General features: G+C 51.6%; 22 protein-coding genes. 15 read left to right on the plus strand and 7 right to left on the minus strand.

The genetic code is table 11. The features are described from left to right. The 5 genes from Q4526_RS06125 to Q4526_RS06145 all read left to right on the plus strand — a co-directional run. A partial coding sequence (locus Q4526_RS06125; RefSeq protein WP_303609555.1) for a di-heme-cytochrome C peroxidase occupies positions 1–773 on the plus strand: 773 nt, incomplete at its 5' end. Between the two features lie 115 nt (positions 774–888). Further along, complete coding sequence (locus tag Q4526_RS06130; protein WP_303609556.1) at positions 889–2,340, plus strand: phospholipid carrier-dependent glycosyltransferase; 1,452 nt, start codon at positions 889–891, stop codon at positions 2,338–2,340. Further along, positions 2,337–2,894 carry a PA14 domain-containing protein gene (locus Q4526_RS06135; RefSeq protein WP_215976050.1) on the plus strand — a complete coding sequence of 186 codons (558 nt, stop codon included), beginning with the start codon at positions 2,337–2,339 and terminating at the stop codon, positions 2,892–2,894. Before Q4526_RS06130 ends, Q4526_RS06135 begins: the two co-directional genes overlap by 4 nt. 166 nt (positions 2,895–3,060) lie before the next feature. Further along, a complete protein-coding gene (locus Q4526_RS06140; RefSeq protein ID WP_215976051.1) occupies positions 3,061–4,950 on the plus strand; it encodes an FG-GAP repeat protein in 1,890 nt (629 codons plus the stop codon). A 135-nt stretch (positions 4,951–5,085) separates the two neighbouring features. Further along, complete coding sequence (locus Q4526_RS06145) at positions 5,086–7,155, plus strand: FG-GAP repeat protein (protein WP_215976052.1); 2,070 nt, start codon at positions 5,086–5,088, stop codon at positions 7,153–7,155. Between the two features lie 40 nt (positions 7,156–7,195). Here the strand turns inward: Q4526_RS06145 and Q4526_RS06150 are convergent, their stop codons facing one another. From Q4526_RS06150 to Q4526_RS06160, 3 genes are all read right to left on the minus strand, one after another. Then, complete coding sequence (locus tag Q4526_RS06150) at positions 7,196–8,266, minus strand: hypothetical protein (RefSeq protein WP_215976053.1); 1,071 nt, start codon at positions 8,264–8,266, stop codon at positions 7,196–7,198. A 154-nt stretch (positions 8,267–8,420) separates the two neighbouring features. Beyond that, on the minus strand, positions 8,421–8,822 hold the full coding sequence (locus Q4526_RS06155; RefSeq protein WP_215976054.1) for an SMI1/KNR4 family protein: 402 nt from the start codon (positions 8,820–8,822) through the stop codon (positions 8,421–8,423). Between the two features lie 201 nt (positions 8,823–9,023). Then, entirely contained in the window at positions 9,024–9,674 is a 651-nt protein-coding gene (locus Q4526_RS06160) for a hypothetical protein (RefSeq protein ID WP_215976055.1), read from the minus strand. On the opposite strand from Q4526_RS06160, the gene Q4526_RS06165 reads away from it, so the two are divergent. Further along, positions 9,646–10,734, plus strand: a complete 1,089-nt coding sequence (locus Q4526_RS06165) for a CAP domain-containing protein (protein ID WP_215976056.1) — start codon at positions 9,646–9,648, stop codon at positions 10,732–10,734. The two genes, Q4526_RS06160 and Q4526_RS06165, sit on opposite strands and share 29 nt — an antisense overlap. Positions 10,735–10,757: 23 nt before the next feature. Here the strand turns inward: Q4526_RS06165 and Q4526_RS06170 are convergent, their stop codons facing one another. The 4 genes from Q4526_RS06170 to Q4526_RS06185 are packed head-to-tail and all read right to left on the minus strand — an operon-like array spanning position 10,758 to position 15,423. Continuing rightward, the gene (locus Q4526_RS06170) at positions 10,758–13,115 is read right to left on the minus strand and encodes a DNA polymerase II (RefSeq protein WP_215976057.1); all 2,358 of its coding nucleotides are present in this window, start codon (positions 13,113–13,115) and stop codon (positions 10,758–10,760) included. 27 nt (positions 13,116–13,142) lie between these two features. Then, entirely contained in the window at positions 13,143–14,216 is a 1,074-nt protein-coding gene (locus Q4526_RS06175) for a DUF2333 family protein (protein ID WP_215976058.1), read from the minus strand. A gap of 17 nt (positions 14,217–14,233) precedes the next feature. Beyond that, positions 14,234–14,698, minus strand: coding sequence for a copper chaperone PCu(A)C (locus Q4526_RS06180; protein ID WP_215976059.1), 465 nt, complete (start codon positions 14,696–14,698; stop codon positions 14,234–14,236). A gap of 17 nt (positions 14,699–14,715) precedes the next feature. Then, complete coding sequence (locus Q4526_RS06185; RefSeq protein WP_215976060.1) at positions 14,716–15,423, minus strand: hypothetical protein; 708 nt, start codon at positions 15,421–15,423, stop codon at positions 14,716–14,718. Between the two features lie 158 nt (positions 15,424–15,581). On the opposite strand from Q4526_RS06185, the gene Q4526_RS06190 reads away from it, so the two are divergent. The 9 genes from Q4526_RS06190 to purH all read left to right on the plus strand — a co-directional run bounded on the left by Q4526_RS06190 (position 15,582) and on the right by purH (position 25,603). Continuing rightward, positions 15,582–17,357, plus strand: a complete 1,776-nt coding sequence (locus tag Q4526_RS06190; RefSeq protein WP_303609557.1) for a protein-disulfide reductase DsbD — start codon at positions 15,582–15,584, stop codon at positions 17,355–17,357. A gap of 314 nt (positions 17,358–17,671) precedes the next feature. Beyond that, positions 17,672–18,112, plus strand: coding sequence for a type II 3-dehydroquinate dehydratase (gene aroQ / locus Q4526_RS06195; RefSeq protein ID WP_215976061.1), 441 nt, complete (start codon positions 17,672–17,674; stop codon positions 18,110–18,112). A 41-nt stretch (positions 18,113–18,153) separates the two neighbouring features. Continuing rightward, positions 18,154–18,618: an acetyl-CoA carboxylase biotin carboxyl carrier protein gene (accB, locus tag Q4526_RS06200; protein WP_215976062.1), complete on the plus strand. Its 465-nt coding sequence runs from the start codon at positions 18,154–18,156 to the stop codon at positions 18,616–18,618. 83 nt (positions 18,619–18,701) lie between these two features. Further along, on the plus strand, positions 18,702–20,045 hold the full coding sequence (accC, locus tag Q4526_RS06205; protein ID WP_215976063.1) for an acetyl-CoA carboxylase biotin carboxylase subunit: 1,344 nt from the start codon (positions 18,702–18,704) through the stop codon (positions 20,043–20,045). A 42-nt stretch (positions 20,046–20,087) separates the two neighbouring features. Next, positions 20,088–20,969 (plus strand): 50S ribosomal protein L11 methyltransferase, encoded by an 882-nt coding sequence (gene prmA, locus Q4526_RS06210; RefSeq protein WP_215976064.1) that lies wholly within the window; start codon positions 20,088–20,090, stop codon positions 20,967–20,969. Positions 20,970–21,031: 62 nt separating this feature from the next. Further along, a complete protein-coding gene (locus Q4526_RS06215) occupies positions 21,032–22,399 on the plus strand; it encodes a DUF3426 domain-containing protein (protein ID WP_215976065.1) in 1,368 nt (455 codons plus the stop codon). Positions 22,400–22,563: 164 nt separating this feature from the next. Next, entirely contained in the window at positions 22,564–23,559 is a 996-nt protein-coding gene (gene dusB, locus Q4526_RS06220) for a tRNA dihydrouridine synthase DusB (RefSeq protein ID WP_303609558.1), read from the plus strand. Then, positions 23,556–23,855, plus strand: a complete 300-nt coding sequence (gene fis / locus Q4526_RS06225; RefSeq protein WP_215976066.1) for a DNA-binding transcriptional regulator Fis — start codon at positions 23,556–23,558, stop codon at positions 23,853–23,855. Before dusB ends, fis begins: the two co-directional genes overlap by 4 nt. 170 nt (positions 23,856–24,025) lie before the next feature. Then, complete coding sequence (gene purH / locus Q4526_RS06230; protein WP_215976067.1) at positions 24,026–25,603, plus strand: bifunctional phosphoribosylaminoimidazolecarboxamide formyltransferase/IMP cyclohydrolase; 1,578 nt, start codon at positions 24,026–24,028, stop codon at positions 25,601–25,603. Positions 25,604–25,659: the final 56 nt, after the last annotated feature.

The following is a 25,659-nucleotide window of genomic DNA, read 5'->3' on the forward strand; positions in this document are numbered from 1 at the left end:
GCCCCGGGCGCCGTGTAACGGCCCAAATGAGCTCACTACAACATATTGGCACCGACCCGCAAATGGCCATCAATGCGCTTACCTATGAAGGGTTGAGCGGTTATTTTGAAGGGGAGCTAATCGACTCAACCGCACCGGAACAAGGCGTGTTTGGTCCGCAAACGCCGGTATTGTTTGCGCTGAAAAAAGCGGGGGAAGGTGTCATTCTTGGCGCCATCGCCAGCAACAATAAACTAAAAGAAGCCATTGAGGCCGCCGAAGATTTGGGTGAAACGGTTATTGATAACCCCGAGGGGTTAACGAAACATCGTAAACACCTGGATTTTACCACCGTTGATGCGAGCTCGCCGGTGGGCTTGCAAGCCTATAAGGCCCGTCCGCTGAACGGTATTTGGGCGACTGCACCTTACCTGCACAACGGATCCATTCCGACTTTATACGATTTGTTCTTGCCCGCGTGTGAAGCAAGCGCGAGCGAGGTCAACTGCCGCCCTTCTCAATTTACCGTGGGCTCGGTGGAGCTCGACCCCATTAAGGTGGGATTCCAGCAAAAACAGGCCGACAGCTACCCCGAATTATTCATCTTTAATACAACGCTACCCGGCAACAGCAACCGGGGCCACGAATACGCAGCTGGCAATACGCCGGTGGTGATTCGCAACGCCGAGGGCGATATTAAACGCAACGAAAACGGCCAACCACTGACCCAAAAAATGCCACCTATGAATCATAATCAACGCCTGGCACTGGTAGAGTATTTAAAAACCCTGTAATTTATAGCCGCACTCCGAGACTCGCTCTGGGTGCGGCCATACAATAAACAAAACCGGTACCATGCGCGCACAATTAAAAAAACATCTACATAAAGTTTATATTGGGATTTTGCTGGTGTGCTCTTTGAGTGTTTACACCACCGACCCAGGTCATCCAAACGCACTGTTTTGGGATGAGAATTACCATATTGCCTCGGCGCAAAAATACATTGATGGCGTCATGTATATGGAGCCGCATCCGCCGTTGGGCAAGCTGCTGATCGCCGGCAGTGAAGCGCTGCTAGGTCTGAACCGAGAGGCCGATAAGTCGAAGTTTTTAACCACAGACTATATTAAAGACAACCATATGCCCGAAGACGGCATACATTATGCCGCCTTTCGTCTTCCCTCGGCCCTAATGATGGGCTTAGCCGTGCTGTTTTTTTACGGTTCAGTACGCCGTATTACCGCCAATTTACATGTGGCTTTTGCCTTTAGTTTTTTTCTGATCTTCGACAATGCACTGGTGATACACTCTCGGGCCGCTATGCTGGAAGGGATACAGCTGTTTTTTGTGCTTGGCGCGCTCTACCAAATGACCCGTGCCATTACGGGTAAGTATCGTGACAACAACCCGATCCGACTCAAACATTATGCTTACCTAGGGCTTTGGATTGGCTTGGCTATTGCCGTCAAAATCAACGGCGCGGTACTTTTACTGCTGTTTGTTATGCTCTACGGCGCCGACCAATGGCAAAACCTGTGCAATAAAGACTGGCTCGCTCTCATTCGCCGTCTTACGACTACCGTACCGAGCGGTGTTAGCCCAATGATCTTGGTGGTGCTGGGCATGTTCTATCTGCATATCGGCCTCGGCTCAGAGCTTGCGAGCCACAACACGTATAAATCCAGCCCCGAATACCGCCAATCCTTAGAAGAAAACGGCAGCTGGTCATTGACGACCTATTTTGCCGCGCTGCCCGATAACTGGCGCTTTATGTCTGAATACGCCGATGGCGTTCCCAGTTTAGATGTTTGCAAAGTCGGCGAAAACGGCAGTTCATTGCTCGGCTGGCCACTCGGCACGAAAACTATTAACTATCGCTGGTCTAAACGCACCACTGATGGCACTACTTATGTGCGCTACCACAATCTGGTCGCCAATCCGGTGGTTTGGTTCTCGGTATTGGCCGGCATTGTGTTGTCAGTGGGGCTTATTATTAGCCGGTTTATTTATCAAAACCCCGTCAAAGACACCGCTCTTTTTAACTGGGTTGTGGCGTTTACCACCCTGTACATCAGCTACATGATGGCTATTTTGCAAATTGAACGAGTCATGTATATGTATCATTATCTGATGCCATTAATATTTGGGGTGGTGAACCTGGCATTGATATTTCAGTATGTATTTTACGATCAGCTCGCGCGCGGCAGTCGTCACACACTGATCAACCTAGCGGCCTATGTAATACTTGCCTTTGGCGTCTTCGCTTTTTTCTCTCCGTTTACCTACAGCTGGCCACTATCTGAAGCTCAGTTTGAATTGCGCAACTGGTTTGATTTCTGGCAATTGGAGTTAGTCCGTTGATTAATCGCAATACTATTTTCTCTGTGCTTATCGCCGCGACCGTAAGTGTCATTATTTACCGATTGATTCCACCGAGTGTGGAACCAAACTTCACTCTGACCTTAAGTAAAAGCCGCAACAATATTGTCAAAATCAATCAGCCTCGCACTATTTCTGAATCGCGAGAGATGGTCATTGACCGTATTGAATTAAATGAACGCAGTCGCTTCCAACACCCCAAGCTCGGCCCACTAGGCTGGTCAGAAAACTTTTTTGCCGATATCGAATCACGCTTTAAGGTGACCGAGTCAGGCCGATACCGATTTTTAACGGGTAGCGATGACGGCTTTCGACTCGCCATCGACGGCAACGTACTCTGCCAATTTCCAGGCGACAGGCCTTATCGCAAGCAGGCGTGTTACCAAACATTAGAAGTCGGCGAGCACCTGCTCGAACTCAATTATTTTCAGGGTTACGGCAATGCGGGGTTAACTCTAGAGGTCACAAAAAGTGATGTTAAATCTCCACAATTTTGGGGCGAGAAGATCGAGGGAATTGAGTATATCCAACCCTAGACCACGCCACCGCTGGCCCCTGTAACAACGCCTATACATTGAACCTGCACTGCTACCCAGCCGCAGGCAATCCCAACAGGTAAAGATTTTTAACAAATTACCGCGTTTATTCCCCCACGCTCTCTGTTAAGTTAACAACTGAAATAACACTTTTATGGAGATAAATATGACCTACTTAATCACTCACAAAGTAGTACCTTGGGTATTAGCTAGTACGGCAGTATTTTTAACTGCTTGCGGTGGAAGTAGCCCACAAAATGGCGTTTCTAACACATCGCCCCCGACTACACCACTGGTCGAAACTGCCACATCTGTGAAAACGTTGACACTAAGTTGGGATGAGACACCAAACGCTGATTTCTATCGGGTATATAGTAATATCGATGGCAGCTCCGGCTTCGAAGACATAAGTGGCTCGGTGACCACTACTTCTTTTGATATTTCTCTCTCTGCACATCTTCACAATTGGCCAGAGGCCACCTACATGGTAGAGGCCTGTAATAATTACGGTTGCCAAGGCTCCTCTGCCATTTCCATACAAGATCAAATGCTTGAGACTATTGGTTACCTAAAAGCTTCAGATCTGCTCGAAAACTCTTCATTCGGCTTCAGCTTGGCCATGTCCGACGATGCATCGACCATTGCTGTTGGAGCACCAAATTACAACCGCTTAGGTGATGATGGAAAAGAAGACCGATCCGTAGGCAAGGTTTATATATACCGGCAGTCAGATAGCAATTGGTCCTTAGCCGGAACAATTGACAACCCAACACCCAACTCCGGCATCAATGAATTATTTGGTTATGCCATCGCACTCACTCAAGACGGCTCAAAAATTCTTATTAGCGCGCCTGGAGAAAATGGTGGAGGTAGAACTGTCAACGCCGAAGATCGAAGCACAAAAGAGCTAGATACTGGTGCTGCCTACCTTTACGCCCAAAATGGAGAGGAATGGGTCGAAGAAGCGTATTTTAAAGCGTCAAATGCTGATAGAGAGGATTATTTTGGTATTCGCTTAGATATGACACCCGATGGCAAAAAAATTGTCATTAGCTCCCCATATGAAGCTAGTGCAGCAAACCACAACGGTGACCCCGAAGATAACAGCATCCCTTTAGCCGGGGCTGTATATATGTTTGAAAATACTAACGAAGGCTGGGCTCAAACACATTATATAAAGCCTTCAACCGGCTCTCACCCCGAACGCTTCTGCTTCGACCCCAGACCTGATAACAATGTCTGTTATGAAAAAAGCCCCTCTAGATTTGGTTATGGCTTGGCTATCTCAGACTCTGGAGACGTGTTAGCTGTGGGGGCACCTGGTGACAGCTCCGCTTCAGAAGGGATCAACAGCTCGGAAACGGACTATCGAGCCAAAAGCTCTGGTGCTGTTCATATCTTAAACTTAGTCGATGATAACTGGGTTCACACCCAATACATCAAATCAATTAACAACGATATTGATGATGAATTCGGCCTCAGCCTAGCCCTGTCAGGCAATGGTAAAGTGTTGGCTATTGCAGCCCCATACGAAGACAGTAACTATCAAAATTTAACAACCAGATCTACCATCGAATCTCTGGTATTTGACCCAACGCTCGAAACAGAACAAGACTCAGGCGCGGTTTACTTACTACAGAACACTAACGAACAGTGGGAATACCAAGCTTTTATTAAAGCTGCCCGGCCAGATGAAAACGATCTATTTGGGTGGCACATGAGCCTTAACAATAGCGGAAACCTTCTGGCTATAGGCTCTCCGCGTGATGACTCTGAAGCCGTAGGCATTAGCGATGGGTGGGATAATAGCAGCGCACCTGCCGCCGGTGCAGTAGGAGTTTATCGAAACGATGAGGCTGGGGAATGGGCAATGATCAACTACATTAAAGCCAGCAACACCGATGCCAATGACACGTTTGGCCGTTCAGTAGCTCTCTCCAGTGATGGACACTTAATGGCAGTATCCGCAACCGGCGAAGATAGCCGGGCGACTACACCTCAAGGTAACCAAGGTGACGATACCGGAGAAAATGCCGGCGCGGTTTATATTTACTAACCCCCTCCCCCTGCAATTGTCAATTGCGGGGGAATTCTTCCCTCTTCTCGTGGTCTTAGGCCGGTATAGCGTTGACACGCGAGGCCAACGCAGACAGAATCCCCCGCTTACCTTCAATTTCAGGAATCGAGCTGCATGAGAGACGAGTTTTTCACCCTCACCAAATACACAAGTGTCACGACAAGCCTACTACTTTGTCTGGCGCTAACCGGTTGCGGCAGTGACAGCGACGACTCAGAAACCTCATCCAGCGCGTCCAGTAGCACAACGACCTCGTCCAGCTCCTCAGTTTCATCCAGTGTTTCGAGTAGCAGTGTAGCCGCCTGGCCCGGCATTAATATTGAAGGGGCTGCGGCCAAAACGCTGCGTATACACTGGGACGCCGTCGAGAACGCCGCTTTTTACCGGGTATACAAAGACCCGGACGGCAACAGCGGTTACACCCAAGTAGGAGCAGACACCACCGCGCCCGAACTGTTTGATACTGTCAGCGTTCATTTGCACGACTGGGCCAATGCACGCTATATGGTCGAGGCTTGCGTCAGTGCTAACGACTGCACTAACTCTGACCAAGCTATTGCCATCAATGCCATGGCCGACAGTATTGGCTACGCAAAAGCGTCTAATACAGAAGCCGGCGACTGGTTCGGCTGGGATGTCGCCTTGTCCGCTGACGGCATGACTCTGGCGGTTAGTGCCACCCAAGAGGACTCAGTCAGCCGCGGTATTAATGGCGACCAAAATAACGACAACAACGTATCTACCGGTGCTGTTTATGTTTTCAATTTATCCGATGCGGGTTGGTCCCAACAGGCCTATATTAAAGCTTCAAATACTGAACAACAGCGCTCACTGGAAGATGATAGCGGCAACCAGCTCGATTTTTATATTACTCAAGATCGCTTTGGCTACTCCATTGACCTCTCCGATGATGGCAATACGCTAGCGGTGAGCGCTATTCGTGAAGACAGTAACGCACGCGGCATAAACGGCGAGCAGGATAACAATTCTGCTACAGAGGCCGGGGCGGTCTACCTGTTTGAGCGCTCCCAAGCCACGTGGGTACAGTCGGCTTATATTAAGGCGTCCAACACCCCAGAGGAGGAGAGCAGTTCATCTTCCAGTGAAAGCTCAACCTCCAATACCAGCAGCTCCAGCTCCAGCGAGTACTCCGACACCACCGGAGACCGCTTTGGCAACGCGGTAAAGTTGTCGGGTGACGGCACCACTCTGGCGGTAGCCGCCCTCTATGAAGCCAGTGCCTCGGGCGGAATCAACGGAGATGAGAGCGACAATACCTTACCCCAAGCGGGTGCGGTCTATGTATTCAGCAAAACCGACGGCAACTGGACTCAGCAAGCTTTTGTCAAAGCAGAAACACCTGTGGCAGGCGACCGGTTTGGCTCCAGCATTGCGCTGTCGCAAGCGGGCGATGTACTGGCAGTGGGCGCCATCGGTGAAGACAGCGCCGCTACCGGCATAAACCAAGAGCCCCCCGAAGACACTATTGCATCTTCCTCGGGGGCGGTCTATGTCTTCCGCCGCAGTGATACAACCTGGGCGCAAGAGGCCTACCTCAAAAGCACATTTACCTACACCAGCCAGTTTCTGGGCTCAGCTCTAGCCATATCGGCGGATGGCAACACCTTGGCCGCCGCGGCCCCGGGTGATGGCAGCCGTGCCACCGGTATTGATGGCGACCCGGAAGACTACGCCGAGTTGGTAGAGCTCAGCGATGGAGAGACACAGCCAGATACAGCCTACAAATCCGGCGCGGTACACGTGTTTAGCTACCAGGGTGACAGCTGGAGTCAAACGGCTTACCTCAAGGCCAGCCACCCCGATGCTTACGACGAGTTTGGCCACGACCTGGCCATGACCGCCGATGGGCAATACTTAGCGGTCAGCGCACACCTTGAAGACAGCCAGGCCACCGGCATTGAGGGCGATGCGGCCGACAACAGCGTCACGAACAGCGGCGCGGTTTATCTCTTTAAACGCACTGACACCAGCTGGCAGCAAGCCCGCTACATTAAAGGGAAAACCACCGAATCGAACGATCGTTGGGGCGACTCACTGGCGATGGACGGCATCAGCGCTACGCTCGCGATTGCAAGCATTCGCGAAGACAGTGCCGCAACAGGTGTCGATGGTGATGCTGCCGATAACAGTGCACCCGATTCAGGGGCAGTACTGCTGTATTAAATGACAACAGGCCCCGCAACGCGGGGCCTGTCTGGCTAATCTACACCGCCAAATTCACCTGCTGTACTGCCCCCGCGCTGCCGTCTTCACGCAGGTAAATACTTGTACTGGCAACTTCTCCTAAGGTTTGATTATCGGTACCTTTAAGGCTAAATGGCGAGGTAACATGGCCCAAATAAATAGCTCCGACGCCGGCTTGTCCCAGCGCCATTAATTGCTCAGTGCCATCGTCAAATCGCCGCCAGATTCGCAATTTATCGTAAATCGCATCACCCTCGTCGATAAATCCATTTGCGTCCGCGTCAAATTCAGCTAGCTCTGTAAACCCCTGGCCGCTACTCGGCCCAAACAGCTCACCACCATGATTAATCTTGCAGTCTTGATTGCGATCTAAGGCGAGATAGCCACTGCCGGCACGCAAGCTGGCAATTTGCTCCCGAGTACCATTATTGTCGAGATCAAATGCAAAACGCTGATCACTCAATTGTGCTCCCAAGCCATCAAAATTAATCACTAAAGGATCAATTAAAGCAGCACTACCAGCGCGTACGGTCACTGACTCGCGCCGTATATAGTCGCGCTGCATGGTGAGTACAGCTTCAATATTGATAGTTCGCCCTTCCCGTGTGGTCACTTCACCGGTGGCACGAAACTGCAAATTGGCAGACTCCTGGGTGAGCTGCGTTCTCTGGTAGATCATGCCAAACTGGGCTCTTTGTGTATCGGCTACACGAGGGGCAACGATGGGAATCTCGAGGGTGAAAGTGGCTCCAGGCTGTGTCAGCTCGGGCAAACTGAGAGTCATCTCTCGGCCGGTCGCTTGCCGGTAAAGCTGCTCGACAACCAGAATTTGTAATTGATCTTGAGCGGTTAGGGGCCTGTTGGTAAAGGACAGTTCTTGACGCTCCAGCCGCAGCAAGGCTCCAGCTCGGGATAAATCAGGTGGGGAGGCAGGTAAAGGTGAGCTTGCAGAAATGGCTGATGGATTCGGTATTCGCTCGGGGGCCTCGCCAGGACTGGCAAAGTGCAGAGCAAAATGTTCCTGAGTCTCAACCCGAGTGCGAGCACTATGGCTCGCCTCAAGCTGCAGATTGGCATCGCGAATATACATGGCTGATCTCGACGGCAGCTACACCTAGCAGGCGGTTAAAAAAACCATTATCTACTCAGGCTTTCGACCGGGATATGCGCCGCGTTAAGATCAATTTATTCTAAGAGTACCTCTAGCAGGCTGCTAGAGGTAACTTGGTTAACGGTTGCTATGACTAACTTTCCAGCCAAACCTCTCGAGCCCAATCCCAAACACAGGGCCAGCGCTCATCGGTTAAGTCGCCATCGCGCCAAAAAACCACTTCACCTTCGGGCTCAACGCAGTAATAGTGCCCGTTCGCTTCGCACAGTGGCACCAAATGACGCGGCACGCCATTGGCCCAGGCTTGCGCTGCCACCTCAGGCAAATAGGTGTGTGAATAAGGGTCGGCCGCAGTTACCGGCTCGATGGAGCCGTAAACCACATCGCTGGCATGAAGCAAAAATTGACGCATTTCCCGCGGAATAGGCAGGAGAATCTCCTCCTCTACCGTCACCAAAGTCTCTTCCTCGGGCAACTCTAAAGGTACCGGAACGGACTCGGCGCTGCTTTTAAGCTCGTCTATGACCTCTTCCATCGATTTTTCATACTCACAAAAATAGGGCCGTCTAGACTACCCCTGAGCATCCAATGTGACAAGACCCTTAGCCAATTATCCCCGCTGGATATAACGCCATATTAAATAGATTGTCGCATTTCACACCCTGCCAGCGAACTTTGAAATGATGCTTTAGTTTTGAGCCGAGACGTACTAATCTGAATCAATAGACTCTGAGGCTTAAAAGGTATTGATCACAATGAAAAACATCGCCGGTATCGGCCTATTGCTACTGCTCAGCGCTTGTGGCGGTGCACAGGATGAGGGTGACGACTCCCCCTCTGCCTCATCGCCCCCTGTGACCAGCACATCCAGTGTTGCCTCTGTCATTTCCTCTAGCAGCCTAGGTAGCTCTTCCAGCCCAGTGGTCTCCAGCAGCAGTGTAAGTTCGACGGCCAATTCCACACCAAATCCACCTCCGAGTTCGAGCGCCAGCTCAACGCCCAGCTCTGCCAGCGCCTCTAGCACGTCGAATCTCTCGAGTAGCAGCTCGACAAATACCGCTGTGCCTAGCAGCTCAAGCTCCGCAGGCAGCGAGCCTGCCTCATCCAGCGCTAGCAGTGCGCCGATCTCCAGTAGCTCATCGAGCAGTATTGCCTCCAGTAACTCCAGCAATTCGTCATCGAGCGCGCAAAGCTCTAGCAGCAGTAGTGACGTTTCCAGCTCCAGCAATTCATCATCAAGCTCAAACAGTTCTTCCAGCCCCAGTAGTTCGTCTTTAAGCTCAGCCAGCTCCAGCTCCATTTCCAGCTTGGCAGCCGTAGCAAGTCTCGCTACTGATGCCAGCTCAGCAGCGGTAACCGTGGAGTGGGAAAATGTCGCTGGCGCCACTGGCTACAATATTTTTTGGGCCCGCGAGCCCTATATTGCCAGTGATAATATTGGCGCCTATACCGGAGGCGACTGGGAAGAAGACGTTAGTTCACCCCATAATGTGACCGGACTAACCAACAATTCAACCTACTACTTTGTGGTCACAGCCACCACCGACTCGCTGGAATCGGACGACAGCGCCGAAGTCTCAGCAACACCGCGCACCAGCAGCCAAAGAAATGCCTTTACCGCCCAAGAAGTGCTAATGGTAGAGCTCATTAACCGCGCTCGATTTGACCCGCAGGCTGAGGCCGATCGCTATGGCATCGACCTTAACGATGACTTAGCCCCGGGAACAATAAGCCCCGACCAGAAACAGCCCCTGGCATTCAACACCGATTTGATGCACGCCGCACGCGACCACAGTCAGTGGATGCTTAATGCCGACACCTTCTCCCACACCGGTGAAAGTGGTAGTAGCGCCACCCAAAGAATGAACGCCGCGGGCTACAATTTTTCTGGCAGCTGGCGCTCGGGGGAGAATATCGCCGTCAGTGGCACCAGTGGCACGAGCATTAATTTAACCCAGCAAATCACCTTCCACCACGAGGGTAGAAACCCTCCGACTAACACCGGGCTCTTTCAATCCGCATACCATCGGGAAAACATCCTTAGGCCTGAATTTCGCGAGGTTGGCACCGGGCAAATGGTGGGTACTTTTGACTTTAGTGGTACCGGTGAAGATTGGTATTTATCGTCCATGATGACGCAAAATTTTGCCAAATCGGGCAATAACTATTTTGTTACCGGTGTCGTTTACAATGACAGCGACGGCGATTCTTTTTACGATGTGGGTGAAGGCTTGGATAATATTGACGTAGATGTCAGCGGAGATGATGAAACCACCACCAGCACGGGTGCCTATAGCATTGCCAAAAGCGATGGTTCCTATACCGTCACAGTTACCGGTACTGGCATTCCCGGCGGCAGCGTCTCGGACACTATCGAAATTGACGGAGCCAACATTAAGTTTGATGTTATCGTCGACGGTGCCAATGCAACTATCAACACTTGGTAATAGCCTATCCGTGAATCTAGTGCTCAGCCAAACAGAGACAACTGCTGATCGGTAATAGCCGCCATAGAATCATCGAGAAAGTAAAGAATGGCATCGGCCACCGGTGCCAATTGCCGCTCGCGGTAGTGGTCGTAATCAATCGGGTGGTGTCTGGCACTGACCGGCTCCGCCCCTTGGGTGGTAATCACATAGCGAATCCAATCGCCACGTTGCACGGTTTCACCGGTCCATTCTTTTAACTTGCGCGCGGCCTGCACATGGGGGGGAATATTCTTTTCATATTCATTAAGACGTCGGCGCAGTCGTTTACGATAAACCAACTGTTCATCCAGTTCACCGGCCATTAATGCTTGCTGTGTGTTCACTACCAGATCTTTGTAGGGCTTGGCTAAAAAAATATTTTCGTACAGCTGGGTTTGAAACTTGCGCGCCAACTCAGTCCAATCGGTGCGCACCGACTCCAAGCCTTTAAACACTAACGTTTGCTGTCCGTTCTCCGCGACCATTCCGGCATAACGCTTTTTACTGCCTTCCTCCGAACCGCGAATCGTAGGCATTAGAAACTTTTTATAATGGGTTTCAAACTCAATTTCTAACGCGGTTTGCAATTTGAAATCTGCCAATAAAAGGTCTTGCCACCATTGATTTAACCCCTCGGCCAAAGTATGTCCAATTTTCCGAGCCGCGTCATCGGTCAATTCGGACTCGTTTGTAGCCAGCCAAACAAATACCGAGTCGGTATCACCATAAATCACCTGATACCCCTGAGATTCAATCCATTGCTTACTGCGCTGAATAATCTCATGCCCTCTCAAAGTGATGGAGCTGGCAACCCGTGGATCAAAAAAACGACACCCACTGGAGCCCAAGACACCATAGAAAGAATTCATAATGATTTTAATGGCATAGGACAGCGGAAGATCAGCAGATTTTTTAGCCTCATCCCGTGCCTGCCATAAGGTTTCAATCATACTGGGCAAAATAGCGCACTGGCGATCAAACTCAGCGCCATTAAAACCGGGGACGGTATCTTTACCTTTATATTGAGTTTGCTGAGTAGACCAAAAAGCGCAGGGGTCGATAAAAAACGTTCGGATAATGCTCGGGTACAGACTTTTAAAATCCAAGACCAAAACATGATCGTATAGCCCAGGATTGGAATCCATTACATAACCGCCGGGACTGACAATGTCTGTGTGCAACTCACCTAAATTGGGGGCAATGTAACCCTGCCGGTGCAGCCTCGGCAGGTAGCTGTATTCAAAAGCGGCTACCGATCCACCCACCCGATCCAGCAACAAACCGGTCAGTTGGCTGCGTGCAACAGCAAATGCAAGCAATTGCTGTTGCACAAAGATGTCCCACACCAGCTCGCAGTCTTTGATGTTATAACGCGCGAGCTGCAATTTATCTTGCTCAAATAAACGGGTAATATCTTCACCGCGACCGGCGCCGTGCAATAACTTGCCCTCCCCCAAAAGCTGGCTGGCGACAAAATCCAAGCTAAAGCTTTCAAACTGATAGTTGGCAGCTTTTAACAAGTCAATGCCATCGAGCATTACCCGTCCGGGAACACTGATAAAGCGCCGCCCTCCTTCGCCTTTCTCTTCGCGCCAGTATACGCGCCCGCCACCTCGCGCCAAACGCAGCTCAATCTTTAAGCGCTTGGCAATGTTATGCAGCACCCACAAATCAAACTGAATAACATTCCAGCCAATTAAAGCATCTGGGTCTTCGCGCGCAAGCCAGTTTAAAAAAGCCTCAAGGCACGCTCTTTCGCTGTCACAAACCACCACATCGACCCCAGACTTCAGCACATGGGTTGTGGAGTAAGAAGCCACCATAAAAACGCATTGGGTTTGATCGGACCAGACACCAATTGAATACAGCGACTGGGCATCCATCGAGGTTTCTATATCAATCGAGGCCATCCGCAAGCTCGGGCGATATTGTGTCGGCATCAGGCGCGGGTTAACCAGCTTGGTAGCTGACTCACCCGATGCATCAATACAGGCACTGGCATTAATAAAGCGCTCCATAAGAAAACGCTCAGGCGGGCGTATATCGGCCTCCCAACAAGGAATGGCATGAGAAGTTAGGCGCTTTTCAGCTTCGCGAGCCAGGCTTACCGTACGAAAATACAGAGCAGCAACCGGTTTGCCATCGCGATTTTTTAAAGCCACGCTTTTGCTGTGCCAACCGGTCAGCGTGGCGAGAATTTGGCGGGCCGACTGCAGTTTATGCTCAGGAATAAAAAACACCGCCTCTTGCGCGGTGTGACGGGTTTGTAGTGGCCCGGTATCGGTGGACCACCACAAATCTAACTCCAAACCACGGTGGGTGTCGCGCCAGTGACGAGTTAATAAAAATGCGTTGTACACACGCTACCTCTATTTGGCCCCAGGCACTTATCCTTGAGCCAGAAGTTCGCGCAAATCGATAATCGCCGCATTGGCACGTGAAATATAAGACGCCATCACCAGTGAGTGGTTAGCCCATAAACCAAAACCACTACCATTTAAAATCATGGGGCTGTGAATGCGGTACTGAGTCGCTTCGAGCTCGCGAATAATTTGACGCAAGCTTACCAGGGCATTTTTCTTTTCCAGCACATCGGCAAAATCGTGCTCCACTGCTCGCAAAAAATGAATCAGCGCCCAGGCCGAGCCTCTCGCCTCAAAATAAATATCATCGATTTCCAACCAGGGCGTTTTCACAAAGTCATCACCCGGCGCGGGGGTAGCCTGGCTGGCGACCGAGTCACCAGCCAAGTCGGTATTAATACGCTGCTGGCCAACACTGGCGCTTAAGCGTTGAGATAAATTGCCAAGTCGTGTTTCAACGGTCGAAAGCCAATACCGTAAATTATCCGCTCGCGCGAAAAACTGGGCGTTTTTATCGGCTGGGTCTGCCAGACGTTGCAAATAGCGATTTAAATGGGTAATACCTTCACGGTATTGTTTTTCAGTGGCCGGGAATAACCAGCTGTCATTATTAAAATTAAAACGCGATTCGGCCGTGGCCAAATTTTCATCTTCTAACGATTGCGATTGTGAGCGACTGAAGGCCTCACGCATTGCTTTGCTCATATCCCGCACTTGTATGATCACGCCATATTCCCAGTGAGGCATATTATCCAGCCACAAGCTGGGCGGAGTGACATCGTTACTTAGGTAGCCGCCAGGTTTGTTCAGCAAGGTATCGGCTACAGTAATTAAACTTACCGTGGTAGCCGCGCCCACTACCGACTTGCGTTCATACTCAACTAAGGCCGCCTCGGTCCGAGCCGATACATTAAACAGTGTCGGGGTAAAACTCCAATAACAACCCAACACCACCAACGCTAAACCAAGTAAAACGATAGGAATCAGCAGCCAACCCCAGCGTGCCGTCGACTCGGAATCTCCGTTGTCGTTATAAGCTTGTGATTTTTCTCGATGAGTAATGTTATGCCAACCTTGTTTGATTTTTTCCAGCGCCATAAGGCCTCCGTTGTGCGTTAGTGATGGTGAGAGTGACGGTGCTCGCCGCCATCAAACACACTTTTTACCGGCAATGTTATCAACTGGGTAGATTCATCACTAAAAGTCAGCTGTAATTGCACATCTTCTCCAGTGCGAATCGTGGTATTCCAATCCAACAGCATAAGATGCCAACCACCCGGGGCCAAAGTGACCGATGCATTGGCAGGTAAGGGCAAGGACTCTTCGCGTCGCATTTTCATTAAACCATTTTCGTGCCGATGAGAATGTACTTCCACCCGCGAGGCGCACTGGCACTGAATAGAGCTCAGCTCTATATCGTTCGCAGTTGCGTTATGAATCTGCATAAAAGCGGCGGCTTTTGTTTGCCCGGGCACAGGTAAACGTACATGCCCGTCGCTGACCTGCAGCGGAGATTGAGCCAAAACTGGCAGTGTCATAGACACCCCCAGCAACACACCTAACCAAAGCTTTAATGTCACGCTTAACTCCTTATGAATTACAAAGGGGGCAATAGCTCAATTCGAGCCGGTGCCCCCACTTGAATATCGCCGCGCAATAAATAGCCGGGAACCGCTTTACGCATGGTCTGGTACACCCACCGCCCCTGACCGTCTGAGCCGGTGACGATAAGCACCATATGGTTATGCTCTTTTGCCGTTTGCGCCAAATGCGCCAGTTGCTGCTTAATTTCATCTGTTCGCTTGGCCAACGCTGTGGTGCTCAGTCGGTGAGCGTTTTGCGCTTCAAGGCGCGGTTCGGGCTTCGCCAAAGCCTCGCGCTGCTGATCGACCAACGATTGAACCGCTGCATTATCCGGTAATACACCAGAGGCACGATCCAGATACGCTTGCGCCTTGTCAAAATAGCTGCGCTGAGCCGCATTGCGAGCCATGTCTAAATAGCGCAAAACAATGGCCTGCATACCCAGCTTTGCCTCGCTGTTATTCGGCTCCAGCGCTAACACCGAGCTGTAACGGTCGTAGGCATTATCGTAGCCGGGCATCATTAGGCGATCACGAGAAAGGGCCCGCTCCGCCCCATACAAGAGGTCGGCGATATACCGCTCGCGCTTTTGCGTTTCTGTCAGCTGTGGCTTGGGCTCTGGAGCTGGCCGGTCGACTGGCTCAGGTGGCGAGGTTGCACACCCGGCTAAAGCGGCGCACAACATCCAGCCCCACACTAGCGTTTTCTTAACTGTAAACATACCTCTCCCCAATTCAACAACCTGCCACCGACCAGTTTATCGTGATAGCGAAAGCATGAGCAATCGGGAACTCATCACTGAGGCCAAAGTCTCAAAGTAATTGTAAAGATCAGGCATAATCGCCAAAATACCCCCACACTCTCAAGCGTTGACACACCATGCCCAAATTGCACCGCCTGTTATTACTTCTGATTATTGCCATTTGCACCCTGCCAATGGCCGTAAACGCGAAAAACTCCGCCAGCCTTATACCCGGCACCAATGCCGAGTCGTCACCGGTTCAAAATACAAACTATCTGACTGACGATGCACCGCAGGAGTTTTTAGAGGTCACCGAGGCCTATCTCCTCTCAACCTGGGTCAGAGACGGCAACCTCATTATTCACTGGGACATTGAGCCCGGCTACTACTTGTACCAAGAGCAATTCCAGCTTATACGCAGTGATGGCACCCAGCTTACCCCTATATTCTCAAGCAGCATCGAGAAGTTCGATGAGTATTTTGAGAAAAATATGGCCGTGCACTACGGACAAGCCACACTAACGGTCGCTCTGCCCGCCTCTGAAGCGCCGTTTAACCTCAAAATTCGCTCGCAAGGCTGCGCCGATGCAGGTTTATGCTACCCACCCTACGATGACTTCTTAACCATCGACCCGGCTCGCGAGTTAACCGAAAGTATCGACCGCGAAACCTTTGAACAACACCAGGCGGCGACGGCCACCATCAATAAAGACTCCGGCATGTTAATGACTGCCTTAATCTTCGCCCTACTTGGCGGGGTTATTCTCAACCTAATGCCTTGTGTATTCCCGGTGCTATCGATCAAGGTGCTCAGCCTTACTCACGCCGACCGCTCCCGTCTGCCCCTCCACGGCTGGGCCTACACTCTGGGCATTGTGACCTGCTTTGTTGGCTTTGCCGCCGCTCTGTTGATTGCCAAAGCTGGTGGCGAGGCGATTGGCTGGGGGTTTCAATTGCAATCTCCTCTATTAGTGGCAGCACTGGCTTACCTGTTTTTACTGATGGGGCTCGTACTATCGGGATTTTTGAATTTTGGTAATCGCTGGATGGGCCTCGGACAAAACCTGACGGAGAGTGACGGACTGAGCGGCTCCTTTTTTACCGGCATTTTGGCCGCGGTTGTCGCCAGCCCGTGTACAGCTCCCTTTATGGGGGTCGCACTGGGCTACGCCCTCACTCAACCAGCGGCAGCAGCGCTGGCAGTGTTTGTCGCCCTAGGGCTGGGCATGGCACTGCCCTTATTACTACTGTGCTACTTCCCCTACTTTATTCAGCACCTGCCTCAACCCGGCCGCTGGATGGACGTACTTAAACAGGCACTTGCTTTTCCACTGTACCTAACGGCCGTTTGGCTGCTCTGGGTATTGGGCCGCCAATTAGACAGCGATGCCATCGCTCTATTAATGCTGGGTTTGGTTTGCTTTGCCTTTGGCCTCTGGCTACGTCAGTACCGGCCAGAGCAACCCTTGTGGCGAGGCCTAATTCTGCTGACCAGCACACTATCGCTGTGCGCGGCGCTGCTGATTCCCTATCTGGGTCTAACCCGCCAAGCGGAGCCTTCGCGCTGGGAAGCTTACAGCGACCAAAGGTTACAAGAGCTGCGCGATCAAGGACGCCCCGTCTTCGTGAACTTTACCGCCGATTGGTGCATAACCTGTTTGGCCAACGAACGTATTACCCTCGACACTCAAGAAATTGAAGAAGCCTTTGAGCGATTAGACATCGCTACCTTAAAAGGCGACTGGACCAATAGGGACCCAGAAATCACCCGCGTACTCGAATCCTACAGCCGCAGCGGTGTCCCCTTGTATCTGTGGTTCTCTCCCAACAGCTCAGGCCCTGGGGAAATACTGCCACAACTGTTACGTAAAGAGCATCTGCGGGAAAAGTTTTCGCCACTTACAGACAAATAGCGACATTTTTTACGATGTTAGTGGAAAAATCTGCGAGTTTTGCTAACTTAACGGCTAACTTGAAGGAAATGGCAGCGAATATGTATCGAACGTGTCATTTTAACTTCACCTCAGCAGCGGGCAGCATGTTTTAGAGCGAGTAAAAGTCCTTAAAAAACCGCAAACGTGTAGCCATTGTCGGCGAAGTAGAGAAAAAGCGGCTTTTACATGGACAGCGCGAAGATTTTGCGGCACACTCGCGGCCTGTACCTGCATTAACGCAGACCAACAAACCGATTGACTTGGCAAACACTGTTCAAACGAGGGATTAAAGCATGGCGAGCATATTAGTGCTGCACGGCCCAAACCTGAACTTATTGGGCACGCGTGAACCCGCTCACTATGGCGCCGATACACTGGACGACATCAATGGCGCTCTGACTGAGCAGTGTCGCAATGACGGCCACCATTTGATGTGCCTGCAAAGCAATGCCGAGTACGAACTGATTGAACGCATTCACGATGCGCGCACTGAAGGGGTTGATTTCATTATCATCAACCCGGCCGCCTTCACGCACACCAGTGTCGCCCTGCGCGATGCACTTTTGGGAGTTGCCATCCCTTTTATCGAGGTGCACCTGTCCAATGTGTACAAACGTGAAGCATTCCGCCATAAATCCTATTTTTCTGATATAGCCGAGGGCGTTATTTGCGGCCTTGGCCCTAAGGGCTACCAACTAGCACTGTCGGCAGCTCTTTCGCATTTAAGCGAATAAACTAACTATTAAAGTAACACCCGAAATAAAGAGAGGGTCCAATGGACATTCGTAAAATTAAAAAACTGATCGAACTTCTGGAAGAATCCGATATCGGCGAACTGGAAATTAAAGAGGGCGAAGAGTCTGTGCGCATTAGCCGCAACTCAGGCCAAGTAGCCTTTAACGCTCCAGCCTACGCCCCTATGCAGGCGCCTGTCGCGCCCGCCCCTGCGCCAGCCGCGCCAGTACCTGCCACCGAGAGCGCCAGCGAAGCGGATAACACCCCCACCGGCCACCTGGTGAAATCACCCATGGTCGGCACCTTTTACCGCTCACCTAGCCCCGGCTCACCGACTTTTATCGAAGTAGGCAAGCACGTTAAAGCGGGCGACGTTATCTGCATCATCGAAGCGATGAAAATGATGAACCAGATTGAAGCCGACAAGTCTGGCGTGATCGAAGCCATCCTCGTAGATGACGGTGAACCCGTAGAATTCGACCAACCTCTAGTGACCATTGTTTAAATATTTATCTGCCACTAACGCATGCTTTACGCCCAACGGCTAAAGCACTAATAACGTGCTGACAGATTTCGAGGAATTGGTTTATGTTTGAAAAAGTCCTGATCGCCAATCGCGGCGAGATTGCGCTTCGTATTCTACGCGCCTGTAAAGAAATGGGCATTAAGACGGTGGCCGTCCACTCCCAGGTGGACCGCGATTTAAAACACGTGCGCCTGGCGGATGAGTCCGTATGCATAGGCCCCAACCCGTCGCCGCAAAGCTACTTAAACATTCCGGCCATCATCAGCGCCATGGAAGTGACCGATTCCATTGCGGTACACCCAGGCTATGGTTTCTTAGCAGAGAATGCTGATTTTGCCGAGCAAGTGCAAAAAAGTGGCTTTGTATTTATTGGCCCAGATCCAAACGTTATTCGCACCATGGGTGACAAGGTGGCTGCCATTGCCGCCATGAAAAAGGCAGGCGTCCCTACTGTGCCCGGCTCCGACGGCCCGCTGCCAACCGACGATCGCGACACTTGCCAAGAAATTGCGCGTCGTATCGGCTACCCCATTATTATCAAAGCAGCCGCCGGTGGTGGTGGTCGCGGCATGCGAGTCGTCCATACCGAAGCGTCCTTGATGAGCTCGATACACATCACCCAAAGCGAAGCCAAAGGCGCCTTTGGTGACGACACTGTGTACATGGAAAAATTTCTACAAAATCCACGACACGTAGAAATACAAGTGCTGTCCGACGGACAAGGTAACGCCATCCATTTGGGCGACCGCGATTGTTCGCTCCAGCGCCGCCACCAAAAAGTCCTGGAAGAAGCGCCAGCACCGGGCATACCCGAAGATGTGCGTGAATCCACCGCTCAATCATGCGTACAAGCGTGTATTGATATCGGCTATAAAGGCGCGGGTACTTTTGAATTTCTCTACGAAGACGGCAACTACTACTTTATTGAAATGAACACTCGTGTTCAGGTTGAACACCCGGTAACCGAAATGGTCACTGGTGTCGACATTATTAAAGAGCAAATTCGCGTCTGCGCAGGCGAGAAATTATCGCTAACTCAAGATGACATTGTCATTCGCGGCCACGCCTTCGAGTGTCGTATCAACGCCGAAGACCCAAAAACCTTTATGCCCTGCCCCGGCACGATCAAGAATTACCACGCTCCAGGCGGATTTGGCGTGCGCGTTGATTCACACCTGTACAGTGGTTACACCGTACCGCCAAACTACGACTCCATGATCGCCAAAGTGATTACCCATGGTGAAGACCGCGAGATTGCCCTCAACCGGATGCGCAACGCATTGGAAGAGACCGTGATCGACGGAATCCGCACCAACATTCCTTTGCAGCAACGACTGGTGCGTGACACGGCCTTTCGCGAAGGTGGTGTCAATATTCACTACCTTGAAAAAAAGCTGGAAAACTAATCTAACGCCCGGCGCCAGCCGGGCCATCAGTGCAAACATTCTATGCCTTGGCTGCAACTAAAACTGACTGCAAACAGAGCCGACACCGCCGCCATTGAGGACGCCTTAATGGCATGCGGTGCCGTCTCCGTCACCCTAGAAGACAACGCCGACCAACCTATTTTGGAACCGGCCTTGGGGGAAACCCCTCTGTGGGATCAGGTGAAAATCACCGGCTTGTACGAAGCGGGTATCGACACTCAGAGCACAGGCCGCGAGCTGCAACAACAGCTCGGGCACTCCCTGAGTCATCTACAGTGGGAGCAACTAGAAGACAAAGACTGGGAGCGAGAGTGGATGAGTAACTTCCACCCTATTTGCTGCGGTGAACGCCTCTGGATTTGCCCCAGCTGGTGCGAACCACCCGAGCCCGACAAGATCAATATCCTGCTCGACCCCGGCCTCGCCTTCGGCACTGGCACTCACCCCACAACCTTTTTGTGTATGCAGTGGCTCGACCAGCAAAACTTGACCGATCTTGAACTAATCGACTTTGGCTGTGGTTCGGGTATTTTGGGTATTGCGGCCCTCAAGCTTGGTGCTCGACATGTGGTCGGGGTGGATATTGACCCTCAAGCGCTGCTAGCCACGGCCGACAACGCCGAGCGCAACGGACTTGCCGACACCGCCATGCCTGTTTATCTACCGCAAAAAGCGCCGGGAAACAGCGCCGATATCGTTCTGGCCAATATTTTAGCCGGCCCACTGGCAGAGCTCGCCTCAGAGCTGACCCAACTCACCCGGCCCGGCGGCAAAATCTGCCTATCGGGTATACTGAACACACAAGCACAAGCCGTTATGGACGCCTATACTGAACACTTTGAATTTGAACCCATTGCACAAAAGGAAGAATGGGTTCGACTGGTAGGCCAAAAAAAACAGTAATATAGTGGCTAGTCCGCTTTAAAACCGACAAACCGACACCCATAAAGGACGCAAAACGCCCAATGGCCGAGATGGTGACCCGCTGCCCAGAATGCAGCACATCTTTTCGCATTACCCAAGCGCAAATCCAAAAAGCGCGTGGTGCGGTTCGTTGCGGCTCTTGTTTGCATATTTTTAATGCGCAAAAACATTTGGTGGACGGCAAACCAACGGCGGCGAAAAAAGCCAGCGCCAAAACAGTCAAAACAAAAAAACAGCCCGCACCTCAGCAAGAACACTTAGACATCACTCCGCCTGAGCCACCACAACCAACAACCAAGCAGGCGACACCCTCAACTGGGCTGGCCTTCGACCAAGAGCAAATCAATCGCGAAAGCGAGCTGGACGATAACCAGCTGATTAGCGACAACATGGATGCCGAAGACACCGAAGATGAAGAGATGTTCTTTATCGAAGAGAAAAAGTCTGGCCATTCGCTGTTTGACCGTAAACTGGACGACAAGCCAGACGATTTTATCGATGATACCGATGAGTCTTGGGCAGAGAACTTACTCGAAAGCGACCCAGAGCCTCGCCCCTCGGCCCAATCAACCTTTGACTCCCCCCTGAGTATTGTCGGCGACGAACACCTCGATGACCAACCGCTGGACGCCGCCAACGCCATCAGTCAAATCAAGGGCGAACCACCTACTGACGACGCCCCGCTAACCGAAGATGAGACCGATGAGGACGCCTGGCAGAGCGAAACTATAACCGGCGACGACTCGCTGGACGGCACCCAGTCATCCGAGCCCTCGCAACATCAAGCGCCACCTCCACCTAAATTTCACTTAACCCGTGAAGAAGAGCCGGACGACAACTTCAACGAAAAGCTCAGCGCCTTTGACTCCAATCGCAGCAGTATGTTGTACAACATTGACCCCGAGCCCGTGGAAATGGCTGGGGCCAGCGCCCGACACTGGAAAAAACAATTGCTGTGGAGCAGCTCTATCGTACTCGCCCTGCTAACCTTGTTTGCACAAGTCGCCTGGCTGCAATTCGACCGCTTCAGCCGACAAGAACCATACCGCGCCTACTACAGTAGCGCCTGTGAACTACTAGGCTGCCAACTGCCGGCAATGAGCGACCATAAAAGCATTCGCACGTTTAATTTAGTGGTGCGTAACCACCCCGATGTCCCTCGCGCACTGGTAGTGGATGCCATTGTACTCAACGGCGCCACATACAATCAGGCTTACCCCAACTTGCAGCTTACATTTACCGACATCAACAACAAGCCTGTAGCGTCCAGAATCTTCAAGCCGCAAGAATATTTAAAAGGTGAACTATCAGGCAGCAAGATTATGCCTAAAAACCAACCTATCCACCTATCTTTAGAACTGGCCGATCCGGGTGAGGCGGCGGTAAACTATCGACTAGAGATTCAATAATCCCCCCATAAGTCAAGGATTATTTAGGTTAAAAAAAGCCCAATCTGTGTAATTTCTGCGTTCCCAACCGCGCCACAAAAAGGTATCATAGCTCCCCCTTTTTGGCCGGCCATGTCGGTATAGAAGCGACCAAATCAGCATTCAAGTAACAGTCGGCTAGGTAATTGACAGTGTTTCAAATTGGCCCTTATCAAATCGACTCCAAAGTCATTTTAGCCCCTATGGCTGGTGTGACGGACCGACCTTTTCGCCAGCTCTGCCGGCGCATGGGAGCGGGACTGGTTATTTCAGAAATGGTCACCTCTGACACCACTTTGTGGCACAGCCGCAAAAGTAAAATGAGACTCGACCACAAAGGGGAAGTGGGTCCAATTTCGGTACAAATTGCCGGCGGTGACCCACAGATGATGGCCGATGCCGCGCGTTTAAACGTGATCAACGGCGCACAAATCATCGATATAAATATGGGATGCCCGGCAAAAAAGGTTTGTAAAAAAGCCGCGGGTTCAGCGCTACTACAGAACGAAAAATTAGTGGGGGATATTCTCGAGGCAGTCGTAAGCGCTGTCGAGGTGCCTGTCACACTGAAAATACGCACAGGCTGGAGCCCGGAGCAACGCAATGCCCGTCGCATTGCCGATATTGCTCAAAATGCAGGCATCGCCGCTTTAGCGATTCATGGTCGGACCCGAGCCTGTCGCTTCGAAGGCAATGCCGAGTACGACACTATAGCGGATGTTGTCGCACACAGTCGCATACCTGTGTTTTGCAATGGCGATATCGACAGTGCCGACAAGGCCGATCAGGTATTGCGCCACACCGGGGCCCAAGCGGTCATGATTGGCCGCGCCGCACAGGGGCGCCCTTGGATTTTTCGGCAAATAGACCATTACTTACGTACAGGTCAACATTTGCCGGAGCCGTCTTTGATTGAAATCAGAGATATTCTGTTAAGCCATCTCACCGAGTTGGCAAATTTTTACGGCCCAGTTATGGGGCCGCGAATAGCACGCAAACACCTGGGCTGGTACCTAAAAACACTGGCCGACACAGGAGATTTTCGAGCCAATTTTAACCAATTGGCAACGCCACAAGATCAACATGCCAGCGTTCGACAATACTTCGAACCGCTGATAGAACGAGAGGAAAAAGCGGCATGAACTCAGCAGAAACATTTATTACTGATGCGCCTATCACACCCCAAGAACAGGTTGCACAACCCGCCCAGGGACAATCCCTGCGCGGCAGCGTTGAACAGGCAATGGAAAATTACTTCCAGCACCTGGACGGCCAATCGGTTAGCAATGTCTACGACATGGTAATGGCCGAAGTCGAAGCGCCGCTTTTAGAAGTTGTACTTAAATACACCCGCCACAACCAAACTCGCGCCGCTCAAGTATTGGGGTTAAACCGTGGCACTTTGCGCAAAAAACTCAAGCAGTACGGCCTACTGTAAGCGTTGCGTACAACGAAAATTTTGGGATTGGGGTGGTTTTTACCACCCCTTTTATTTTAACCGGACTGATTGCTCAAGCTTAACTGGACCTGTGCGTCTTAACAGACACCAACCCAACGACCTCCAGCCTAACAGAACAACAGCCCACACTTAACGGGATGCGTAGCTCCATGACCCACCCTACCGACCTCGCACCGGTAAAACGTGCACTCATTAGTGTTTCCGACAAAACCGGCATAGTCGAATTTGCCACCGCACTGCACCAGCAAGGTGTTGAAATTTTATCCACGGGCGGCACTTTTCGTCTATTAAAAGACAATGCCATTCCCGCCGTGGAAGTCTCTGACTACACCGGCTTTCCGGAAATGATGGATGGCCGGGTAAAAACCTTGCACCCCAAAGTACACGGCGGCATTTTGGCCCGTCGCGGTCAGGACGACGCCGTCATGCAAGAGCACGGCATCGGCGGCATCGACATGGTTGTGGTCAACCTATACCCGTTTGAGAACACCGTTGCCAACCCCGATTGCTCGCTGGCCGACGCCATTGAAAATATCGATATCGGCGGCCCCACCATGGTTCGCGCCGCAGCGAAAAATCATGCCCACGTCAACATTGTGGTCAACGCCTCCGATTACGCAACAGTGCTGAGTGAGCTCGCCGCCAACAACGGCTCGACCACTTATAAAACACGCTTCGACTTGGCGATTAAGGCCTATGAGCACACCGCCGCCTACGACGGTGCCATCGCCAACTACTTCGGCCGTATGGTCGAAGGTGGTAATGAAAACTTTCCACGCACTTTCAATAGCCAATTCCAGCAGGTACAAACCCTGCGCTACGGTGAAAACTCGCATCAAAAAAGCGCGTTCTTTGTCGAGAAAAATCCAGCCCCCGGCACCATTGCCACCGCAAAGCAATTGCAGGGCAAAGAGCTTTCTTACAACAATATCGCCGATACCGACGCCGCACTGGAAACCGTCAAACTGTTTGACGCGCCCACCTGCGTCATCGTCAAGCACGCCAACCCTTGCGGTGTGGCCAGCGCCGATAATTTATTAGCCGCCTATCAGCGCGCTTTCGACACCGACCCAGAATCTTCTTTCGGTGGCATTATCGCCTTTAACCGCCCACTGGATGCAGCCACGGCGAAAGCCATTGTCGACAAACAATTTGTCGAAGTGATTATTGCCCCCAGCATTGCCCGCGAAGCGGTTGAAGTCGTTAGCGCCAAAAAGAACGTGCGCCTGCTTGAATGTGGCGAATGGGGCGCAGCGCCGAGCGACTTTGATTACAAACGCGTCGCCGGTGGCCTGTTGGTACAAGACCGCGACAATGGCACCGTTACCGCGGCCGATTTAAAAGTCGTCACCAAACAGGTGCCCACTGAAGAGCAAATGCGCGACCTGTTGTTCACCTGGAAAGTTGCCAAAATGGTGAAGTCCAACGCTATTGTCTACGGTAAAGACGGCGCCACTGTGGGCGTCGGTGCCGGCCAAATGAGCCGCGTCAACTCCGCCCGTATTGCCGGCATTAAAGCCGAGCACGCCGGGCTGGCCGTGCCTGGCTCAGTGATGGCTTCCGATGCCTTCTTCCCATTTCGCGACGGAATCGACAACGCCGCTGCGGCCGGAATTGCTGCGGTGATTCAACCCGGCGGCTCCATGCGTGATGAAGAAGTGATTGCTGCAGCGGACGAGCACGGCATCGCCATGGTCTTTACCGGCATGCGTCATTTCCGGCATTAAAGACACAGGACGCTGAATGCGGCACGCAAAACGCAGCGTTCAGCGTTCAGCGTTCA

This window comes from Gilvimarinus sp. 2_MG-2023, from assembly GCF_030547685.1.
Taxonomy (GTDB): Bacteria; Pseudomonadota; Gammaproteobacteria; order Pseudomonadales; family Cellvibrionaceae; genus Gilvimarinus.

What these genes read in the sequence shown, in the direction of transcription:
- Q4526_RS06140 (WP_215976051.1), top strand. Translation starts at nt 3,061, where the DNA reads ATGACCTACTTAATCACTCACAAAGTAGTACCTTGGGTATTAGCTAGT.
- Q4526_RS06145 (WP_215976052.1), top strand. Translation starts at nt 5,086, where the DNA reads ATGAGAGACGAGTTTTTCACCCTCACCAAATACACAAGTGTCACGACA.
- Q4526_RS06150 (WP_215976053.1), bottom strand. Translation starts at nt 8,266, where the DNA reads ATGTATATTCGCGATGCCAATCTGCAGCTTGAGGCGAGCCATAGTGCT.
- Q4526_RS06155 (WP_215976054.1), bottom strand. Translation starts at nt 8,822, where the DNA reads ATGGAAGAGGTCATAGACGAGCTTAAAAGCAGCGCCGAGTCCGTTCCG.
- Q4526_RS06175 (WP_215976058.1), bottom strand. Translation starts at nt 14,216, where the DNA reads ATGGCGCTGGAAAAAATCAAACAAGGTTGGCATAACATTACTCATCGA.
- Q4526_RS06185 (WP_215976060.1), bottom strand. Translation starts at nt 15,423, where the DNA reads ATGTTTACAGTTAAGAAAACGCTAGTGTGGGGCTGGATGTTGTGCGCC.
- Q4526_RS06190 (WP_303609557.1), top strand. Translation starts at nt 15,582, where the DNA reads ATGCCCAAATTGCACCGCCTGTTATTACTTCTGATTATTGCCATTTGC.
- aroQ (WP_215976061.1), top strand. Translation starts at nt 17,672, where the DNA reads ATGGCGAGCATATTAGTGCTGCACGGCCCAAACCTGAACTTATTGGGC.
- accB (WP_215976062.1), top strand. Translation starts at nt 18,154, where the DNA reads ATGGACATTCGTAAAATTAAAAAACTGATCGAACTTCTGGAAGAATCC.
- accC (WP_215976063.1), top strand. Translation starts at nt 18,702, where the DNA reads ATGTTTGAAAAAGTCCTGATCGCCAATCGCGGCGAGATTGCGCTTCGT.
- prmA (WP_215976064.1), top strand. Translation starts at nt 20,088, where the DNA reads ATGCCTTGGCTGCAACTAAAACTGACTGCAAACAGAGCCGACACCGCC.
- Q4526_RS06215 (WP_215976065.1), top strand. Translation starts at nt 21,032, where the DNA reads ATGGCCGAGATGGTGACCCGCTGCCCAGAATGCAGCACATCTTTTCGC.
- fis (WP_215976066.1), top strand. Translation starts at nt 23,556, where the DNA reads ATGAACTCAGCAGAAACATTTATTACTGATGCGCCTATCACACCCCAA.
- purH (WP_215976067.1), top strand. Translation starts at nt 24,026, where the DNA reads ATGACCCACCCTACCGACCTCGCACCGGTAAAACGTGCACTCATTAGT.